At 64.0% G+C, this 1,458-nt stretch carries 1 protein-coding gene; it reads left to right on the plus strand.

Going from position 1 to position 1,458, the window contains the following annotated elements; all coding sequences use genetic code 11:
* Window positions 1-537: 537 nt before the first annotated feature.
* Window positions 538-1,359, plus strand: a complete 822-nt coding sequence (locus ABZ624_RS43070; protein WP_360101232.1) for a transglycosylase family protein — start codon at window positions 538-540, stop codon at window positions 1,357-1,359.
* Window positions 1,360-1,458 lie beyond the last annotated feature (99 nt).

Raw genomic sequence — 1,458 nt, forward strand, 5'->3', positions numbered from 1 at the left:
CAAACTGCGGTGCTCGACCAGCCGGATCACCAGCCTCGTCCAGGCCGTCCTCACCCTCCATCTGACCAGCTCAGAGTGAAGATGGAAAAGGCTCATTGACGGCTGACCTTTCGTTTGGTTGACCAGGGATGTGCCGTGGCGCCCTCTCCGCCCCGTCGGTCGTAGTAGAGCGGGCTCATGTTCCTCCCGCGGAAATGAGGGACCTTGCCCCCACATCCCCCTAAGGTCTCCGGCCGGCAACCGGAAACAGTCGATCCAGCGGTAGTAACGCGTGACGAAGTGTCCTATGCCATACGGAAAGTTTCGCGAACCTGCGTGAGGAATGAACCGCTCGCGGGTTCTAAGGGTATACCGGCCTCTCACCGCTGAGAGGCGAACACGTGAGGGCAGATTCGAGCCCTAACGCTGGAAGTGATCGCTTCCAGCGACGCTATAACGGCCCTTCTTTAGCGGCAGTTGCCGTTTGCGGCCAGATCGGGAAGTGACATGCCGGGGCGACACAGCAAGCCGAAGTTTACGATCGTCAAGAGGGCGTCTGTGGGGGTGACGCTGGGGCTCGGCGCATCCGTCGCGGCAACTGGCATCGCCCACTCCGTATCCACACCCAGCGCCACCTGGGACCGCATCGCCGCCTGCGAGAGCGGGGACATGCACACGCCCGGCTCCGGACATTGGAACCTGCCGCATGGCGACGCCGACTCGACCGGTGGCCTTCAGATTCAGGACCGCACCTGGGCCGATTTCGGAGGCCGGGACATCGCCCCCCACGCCTACCAGGCGACCAAGGCTCAGCAGATCGCTGTTGCTGCACGGATCCTCGCAGCCCAGGGCCCCAGTGCCTGGGCATGCAACAGCCCCGGTCACGGCATCGCCTCCGGTGCCCTGAGCAGTCAGCAATCTACGCTCGCCCCGGCTCCTGCATCGATATCCAGCCCCAAGCCGGACGCCGCTCCCACGCCCGGTCCGACGGATCAGACGTATACCGTGCAGGCAGGTGACTGCCTGGCGAAAATCGCCTCGACGCTGGGCATCGACGGCGGTTGGAGAGCTCTGTACGCCCTCAACAGCTCGACTATCGGGACGGACCCCGAAGCCATCAGCATCGGCATGAAGCTGAAGCTGCCCACAGCCGGTCTCCCGACGCCGAACAGCTCCTCTCCGTCGGCCAGACTGCTCCAGCACGAGTTGAAGCGGACCGGCTACCTCAGTGCAAGCGTGGCGTACGCCGACAACTACGGCCCGAAGACCCAGGCAGCCGTCCAGGCGTTCCACCGGGACCATCCTCAGTCATCGGTCGATCACCCCGAGGCCATCGACCGTACAGCCTGGGCGTATCTGAAAGGCATGCCGACCGCCTGACGCTTAGTACTGCAACGGTGCTTGCTGTGACTGGTGGCCAGGTCGGTCGTTGGTGTGGTTGTGGGTGGGGACCTTGCTGATGTCAGGTTGTGGGCGGGT

The organism is Streptomyces sp. NPDC007205 (assembly GCF_040634095.1).
GTDB lineage: Bacteria > Actinomycetota > Actinomycetes > Streptomycetales > Streptomycetaceae > Streptomyces.